At 72.1% G+C, this 6,042-nt stretch carries 7 protein-coding genes and 1 pseudogene; 6 read left to right on the top strand and 2 right to left on the bottom strand.

The window, feature by feature from the left end:
• Positions 1-75 precede the first annotated feature (75 nt).
• The gene (locus JNW91_RS28685) at positions 76-1,038 is read left to right on the top strand and encodes a complex I subunit 1/NuoH family protein (RefSeq protein ID WP_139588231.1); all 963 of its coding nucleotides are present in this window, start codon (positions 76-78) and stop codon (positions 1,036-1,038) included.
• A 3-nt stretch (positions 1,039-1,041) separates the two neighbouring features.
• Here JNW91_RS28685 and JNW91_RS28680 read toward each other — a convergent pair whose 3' ends face one another.
• A complete protein-coding gene (locus JNW91_RS28680; RefSeq protein ID WP_309244512.1) occupies positions 1,042-2,061 on the bottom strand; it encodes a glutathione S-transferase family protein in 1,020 nt (339 codons plus the stop codon).
• Between the two features lie 88 nt (positions 2,062-2,149).
• Between JNW91_RS28680 and JNW91_RS28675 the strand changes: the two genes are divergently transcribed.
• Complete coding sequence (locus JNW91_RS28675) at positions 2,150-2,581, top strand: ester cyclase (protein WP_203178601.1); 432 nt, start codon at positions 2,150-2,152, stop codon at positions 2,579-2,581.
• Between the two features lie 97 nt (positions 2,582-2,678).
• Here JNW91_RS28675 and JNW91_RS28670 read toward each other — a convergent pair whose 3' ends face one another.
• The gene (locus tag JNW91_RS28670; protein ID WP_238425880.1) at positions 2,679-2,816 is read right to left on the bottom strand and encodes a hypothetical protein; all 138 of its coding nucleotides are present in this window, start codon (positions 2,814-2,816) and stop codon (positions 2,679-2,681) included.
• Between the two features lie 96 nt (positions 2,817-2,912).
• Here JNW91_RS28670 and JNW91_RS28665 point away from each other — a divergent pair, with 96 nt between their 5' ends.
• The 4 genes and pseudogenes from JNW91_RS28665 to JNW91_RS28650 all read left to right on the top strand — a co-directional run.
• On the top strand, positions 2,913-3,530 hold the full coding sequence (locus JNW91_RS28665; RefSeq protein WP_203178600.1) for a NuoI/complex I 23 kDa subunit family protein: 618 nt from the start codon (positions 2,913-2,915) through the stop codon (positions 3,528-3,530).
• Between the two features lie 25 nt (positions 3,531-3,555).
• The gene (locus JNW91_RS28660) at positions 3,556-4,125 is read left to right on the top strand and encodes an NADH-quinone oxidoreductase subunit J family protein (protein ID WP_203178598.1); all 570 of its coding nucleotides are present in this window, start codon (positions 3,556-3,558) and stop codon (positions 4,123-4,125) included.
• Positions 4,122-4,490, top strand: a complete 369-nt coding sequence (gene nuoK, locus JNW91_RS28655) for an NADH-quinone oxidoreductase subunit NuoK (RefSeq protein WP_203178596.1) — start codon at positions 4,122-4,124, stop codon at positions 4,488-4,490. The genes JNW91_RS28660 and nuoK overlap by 4 nt, the downstream gene beginning before the upstream one ends.
• Positions 4,487-6,042: pseudogene (locus JNW91_RS28650) on the top strand (NADH-quinone oxidoreductase subunit 5 family protein); the annotation flags it as partial. The gene nuoK and the pseudogene JNW91_RS28650, both read left to right, overlap by 4 nt.

Here is a 6,042-nt window from a genome sequence, read left to right as displayed (position 1 = left end):
GACCGGCCCGCGCCCGGCCCGGTCGCGGACCCGCCGGCGCCGCGACGGCACCGACGACGACGGGGGTACGCGCTGATGCCGCTCTGGGTGGAGCTGGTGCTGCGGGTGGGCGGAGTGCTGGTCGCGTTCCTCACCCTGCCGCTGCTGGTCGGCCAGACCGAGCACAAGGTGATGGCGCACATGCAGGGCCGGCTCGGTCCGATGTACGCGGGCGGCTTCCACGGTTGGGCCCAGTTGGTCGCGGACGGGGTCAAGTTCGTGCAGAAGGAGGACGTCACACCGCGTGAGGCGGACCGGGCGGTGTTCCGGCTGGCCCCGGCGGTGGCCCTGGTGCCCTACCTGCTGGTGTTGCTGGTCATCCCGCTCGGCCCGAACGACCTGGTCGGGCAACCTCTGGACATCGGCCTGTTCTTCGTGCTGGCCGTGGTCGGTGTCGGGGTGGTGGCGGTGCTCATGTCGGCGTGGGCGTCGGCCAACAAGTACAGCCTGCTCGGTGGGCTGCGCGGGGCCGCGCAGCTGCTCGGGTACGAGTTGCCGCTGGTGCTGGCCGCCGCCTCGGTGGCGATGGCGGCGGGCACGCTCAGCCTTTCCGGCATCGTCGAGGCGTGGCAGCCGTGGTGGCTGCTCTGGCAGGCGCCCGCCATGATCATCTTCTTCGTCGCCGGGCTGGCCGAGATCCGCCGGCCACCGTTCGACATGCCGGTGGCCGACTCGGAGCTGGTCTTCGGCTACATGACCGAGTACACGGGTCTGCGCTTCGCGTTCTTCCTGCTCGCCGAGTACGTCGGCATCGTGGTGATCGCCGCGCTGACCACGGTGCTGTTCCTCGGCGGCTGGCAGGGCCCGTTCGCCGACGACCAGCTCGGCTGGCTCTGGACCCTGCTCAAGGTCTTCGCCGTGGCCTTCGTGATCATCTGGCTGCGGGTGTCCTACCCCCGGCTGCGCGAGGACCAGCTGCAACGGCTCTGCTGGCTGGTGCTGGTGCCGGCATCCCTCGCGCAGCTGGTCCTCACGGCCGCCGTCCGCGTCGCCCTGTAGGCCTCAGCGCAGCGGGGTGTGCGCGGGGTCGACGGGCTCGGCCGGCGGCGGAGGCGGCGTCCCGTCACCGAAGGGCCGACCACCGAGCGCGTCCCGGCCGTGCGGGGTGAGCCAGTTGGACAGGTCCGGCCCGAGCGGCACGACCCCGGTCGGGTTGATGTCGCGGTGCACCTCGTAGTAGTGCCGCTTGATGTGGTCGAAGTCGACGGTGTCGCCGAACCCGGGAGTCTGGAACAGGTCCCGCGCGTACGCCCACAGCACCGGCATCTCACTCAGCTTCTGCCGGTTGCACTTGAAGTGACCGTGGTAGACCGGGTCGAAGCGGACCAGCGTGGTGAACAGCCGCACGTCGGCCTCGGTGATGGTGTCGCCGACCAGGTAACGCTGGTCGGTCAGCCGCTCGGTCAGCCAGTCCAACCGGTCGAAGAGCTGGTGGTACGCCTTGTCGTACGCCTCCTGGCTGCCCGCGAAGCCGCACCGGTAGACACCGTTGTTGACGTCGCGGAACACCACGGCGTTGACCTCGTCGATCTGCTCCCGCAGGTGCTCGGGGTAGAGCTGCGGGGCGCCCTCGCGGTGGTACGCCCCCCACTGCGTGGACAGGTCGAGGCTCATCTGCGCGTAGTCGTTGGTGACCACCTGCCCGGTCGGCACGTCCACGATCGCCGGCACGGTGATGCCGCGTTCGTAGCCGGGAAAGCGCTTGAAGTACGCCTCCTGGATGCGCTCGATGCCGAGCACCGGGTCCCGGCCGTCCGGGTCGAGGTCGAAGGTCCAGCTCCGGGCGTCATGGGTCGGGCCGGCCACCGCCATCGAGATGGCGTCCTCCAGGCCCAGCAGGCGCCGCACGATGATCAGGCGGTTGGCCCACGGACAGGCCCGGCTGACGGCCAGCCGGTACCGGCCGGGCTCCACCGGGTACCCGTCCCGCCCGTCCTCGGTGATCCGGGTTGCGATGTACCGCTGGTCGCGGGTGAACTCGCCACCCGGTTCGACGTACTTCCCGCCTGTTTCCTCGCCCACGTCACCCTCCCGGTTGTTCACTGTCTCTACCCAATCCTTACGGATCTACGGCTCAGCGACGTGTGGTGGGCCCCGTTACCCTGCCGGGATGACGGATGTGGAGGCGGCGGCCCGACGTTTCATCGCCGAGGTGTGGAACGCCCGCCGGGAGGAGTCGGCGTACGACCTGGTCGCCGACGAGTGCCCCGGCCTGGGTGGGACCGGGCCGGAGGCGACGCTGGCCTGGCATCGCGAGCGGCGGGCGGCCTTCCCGGACCTGCGGTACAAGATCGTGGACGTGGTGGCGGCGGGTGAGCGGGTGGCCGTGCACTGGCGGGCGGCGGGCACCCAGATCGGGCAGTTCGGGCCGGTGCCCCCGACCGGTCAGGTGGTCAGCTACTCCGGCGCGACGTTCCTGCGCTTCGACCCGGCGGGCAGGATCGTCGAGGTGTGGAGCTGCAACGAGCTGTTCCAGTTGCTCCAGCAGCTCGGCGTGGAGATGCTCCCACCCACCGGCGGTGTCAGCGGCCCCGGGGCGTGATCCGCTCCAACGAATGTCCATCTCCCACGGCTCGGGGACGAGGATGCCATCGGTGAGCCGGGCCTGCTCGACGTAAGAGCGCAATGGACTGGTGGAGTCACGTGGAGGAGGGCGACATGAGCAGGTTTCCGTCCAGGATCTCCGGGCGAGGGCGGCCATCGTCGGGCAGGGCGTCCAAGGCGTCGGTCGTCCACTCGCCCGGCCGCGGAATGTCGTCGTGCAGCGCGGCGGTCATCGACGGGTCCTTTCCGGTGCGTTCGTTCTCCCCGCGACCACGGTACCGCCGTGGACCTACGGGTGGTGGTCGCGCGCACCGGGGCCACAGGGCAGGATGGTCGACATGAGCGACCCCAGCGAGCGCGGCGACCCGGCCGGCGGCACCGGCGACCGCGGCCTGCCCGGCGCGGGTCTGGTGAAGGGCCTGGCGGTCACCCTCAAGACGATGACCAGCCGCTCGACCACCCAGCAGTACCCGGACGTCACCCCCGAGCTGCCGCCCCGCTCGCGCGGCGTGATCGCGTTGTCGGAGGAGAACTGCACGGTCTGCATGCTCTGCGCCCGCGAGTGTCCGGACTGGTGCATCTACATCGACTCGCACAAGGAGGAGGTGGCGGTGCCCGGCGCCGCCCGCCCCCGCCAACGCAACGTGCTCGACAAGTTCGACATCGACTTCTCGCTCTGCATGTACTGCGGCATCTGCATCGAGGTCTGCCCGTTCGACGCGCTGTACTGGTCGCCGGAATTCGAGTACGCCGAGTACGACATCAAGGACCTGCTGCACGACAAGGACCACCTCGGCCAGTGGATGGCCACCGTCCCGCCGCCGTCCGCGCACGACCCGAACGGCGAGCCGGCCAAGGAGGAGACGTCCGCCGCGCGCAAGGCGTCCGCCGCCCGTCCGGCCCCGCCGGCGGTACGCCCCGGCGCCGACCAGGATCCCGCGTCGTGACCGCCCGAGCCGGAAGGGCGGCCCGGTGACCGGCGCGGATCTGCTGCTGCTCGCCCTCGGCGCGGTGGCGGTCGGCTCCGGCGTGCTGGTGGTGACCACGAAACACCTGGTCCGTGCCGGCCTCTACCTGGTGATCTGCCTGGGCGCGCTGGCCGGCGACTATCTGGTGCTCAGCGCCGAGCTGGTGGCCTGGGTGCAGGTGCTGATCTATGTGGGCGCGGTGGTGGTGTTGCTGCTGTTCGCGGTGATGCTGACCCGGGCGCCGATCGGCGCCTCCGACGACCTGGACCGGCCCGGCTGGCCGGCCGCCCTGATCGGTGGCGGCGCGGGGTTGGGGTTGAGCGTCCTGCTGGTCGACGCGTACCGGTGGGGCAGCGTGGCGCTGCCCGACGCGGGCAGCGCGGAGCGGCTGGGAGAGCAGATCTTTCAGTCCTGGGTGCTGCCGTTCGAGGTGCTCTCGGTGCTGCTGCTGTCCGCGCTGGTGGGCGCGGTGGTGTTGTCCCGCCCGGACATCGGCCGGCCCGGCCCGGCCCGCGACGGCAGGCCAGCGCCGGCGGAGGACCTGGCCGACGCGGATTCCGGGGGGCGCCGGTGAGGCCGGTCATCCCGTACGTCACCGCCGCGCTGCTGTTCGGCCTCGGCGTCTACGGCGTGCTGCGTCGGCGCAACGCGGTGCTGGTGCTGATGGCGGTCGAGCTGATGCTGAACGCGGTCAACCTGATCCTGGTCACCGCCGACACCACCGCCCGCGCCGTGCTGCCGCACTCCGGGCAGGTCTTCGCGCTGTTCGTCATCGTCCTCGCCGCCGCCGAGATCGGGGTGGGGCTGGCGATCGTCCTCCAGCTCTACCGGCTGCGGGCCACCGTGGCGGTGGATGACGTGCCGCTGACCGAGCCGGCGCGTCCAGCCGACGCTCGGGAGCCGGCCGCCGCCGGCCGGGATCGGGAGGCGGGTCGGTGACCGGGCTGCTCGGGGCGCTGCTGCCCGCGGTTCCGCTGGCCGCCGGGCTGCTCGGCCTGCTGCTGCGCCGGCCCCGCGGCACCGAAGCGACGCGGCGGGCGGTGACCGGGCCCGGACGGGCGCCGTGACACTCGGGGTGTCCGGTGCGGCCGGCGCGTTGGTGCTGGCCGTCGCGCTGCTGGTGACGGTCGACGGTCCGACGCAGACGTCGACCACCTGGGTCGACATCGGCGGGCTGATGGTAACCCTCGGCGTCCGGCTGGACGGCGCGGCCGCGCTGGTCGCGGTGGCCGTCACCGCGGTCGCCCTGGCCGTGCAGGTCTACTCGATCGGCTACCTGCGACGCGGTCCGCACGACGACGTCGACGTCGACCACCGCTACCCGCCGTACGCCGCGCAGATCAGCATCTTCACCGGCGCCATGCTGCTGGTGGTCGTCGCCGGTGACCTGATCATGCTGCTGGTCGGGTGGGAGGTGATGGGCCTCTGTTCGTACCTGCTCATCGCCCACGACCGTCGGCTGCCCGGCGCGCCGGCCGCCGCGATGAAGGCGTTCCTGGTGACCCGCGTCGGTGACGTCGGTTTCCTGCTCGGCATCGCGCTGCTCGGCGTGTCGACGGGCAGCTTCCGGATCACCGACGTGCTCACCCACGACCACTCCACCGCGACGTTGACCGCCGCCGGTCTGCTGCTGCTGGCCGGGGTCGCCGGCAAGAGCGCCCAGTTCCCGCTGCACACCTGGCTGCCGGACGCGATGGCCGGCCCGACGCCGATCTCCGCGCTGATCCACGCGGCGACGATGGTCGCCGCCGGGGTGTACGCCGTGGCCCGCCTCTACCCGCTGTTCACTGCCGCGCCGGTGACGCTGACCGTGCTGGGGGTGCTCGGCGCGATCACCCTGCTGCTCGGCGCGCTCGCCGCCACCGCGCAGGACGACATCAAGCGGGTGCTGGCCTGGTCGACCGTGTCCCAGCTGGGCTACATGACCGGCGCGCTGGCGGTCGGCTCACCGTCGGCGGCGCTGTTCCACCTGCTCACCCACGCCGCGTTCAAGGCGCTGCTGTTCCTCGCCGCCGGCGCGGTGATCCACGCGGTGGGCACCACGTTGATGTCGGAGATGGGCGGCCTGCGCCGCAGCATGCCGGTGACCTTCTGGTGCACCGTGGTGGGCCTGGGCGCGCTGGCCGGTGTGCCGCCGCTGGCCGGCTTCTGGAGCAAGGACGGCGTGCTGACGGTCGCCGAGTCGGCCGCGCTGGAGGGCACCGGCCCGGCGCCGTCCTGGGTGGGTTGGATGGTCTGGATCTCCGGGCTGGTCGGCGTGGCGGTCACCGCCTGGTACGCGGGCCGGCTGCTGCTGCGGGCCTTCTTCGGCGAGCCCCGGTTGCCGCTGGTCGCGCCGCACGACCCGCCGGCGCTGCTGCGCTGGCCGGTGCTGCTGCTGACCGTGCCGGCCGCGCTGCTCGGCCTGGCCGGGTTCGTCGGGGTGTTCGCCGACCGGCTGCGGTTCGCCACCGTGCCGGTGGCGGGCGCCGAGGACGGGCTGGTCCACGTC

Source organism: Micromonospora parastrephiae (assembly GCF_016802865.1).
GTDB lineage: Bacteria > Actinomycetota > Actinomycetes > Mycobacteriales > Micromonosporaceae > Micromonospora > Micromonospora parastrephiae.
This window is presented reverse-complemented; position numbering and strand designations above follow the sequence as displayed.

What these genes read in the sequence shown, in the direction of transcription:
- JNW91_RS28675 (WP_203178601.1), top strand. Translation starts at nt 2,150, where the DNA reads ATGACGGATGTGGAGGCGGCGGCCCGACGTTTCATCGCCGAGGTGTGG.
- JNW91_RS28685 (WP_139588231.1), top strand. Translation starts at nt 76, where the DNA reads ATGCCGCTCTGGGTGGAGCTGGTGCTGCGGGTGGGCGGAGTGCTGGTC.
- JNW91_RS28670 (WP_238425880.1), bottom strand. Translation starts at nt 2,816, where the DNA reads ATGACCGCCGCGCTGCACGACGACATTCCGCGGCCGGGCGAGTGGACG.
- JNW91_RS28665 (WP_203178600.1), top strand. Translation starts at nt 2,913, where the DNA reads ATGGTCGACATGAGCGACCCCAGCGAGCGCGGCGACCCGGCCGGCGGC.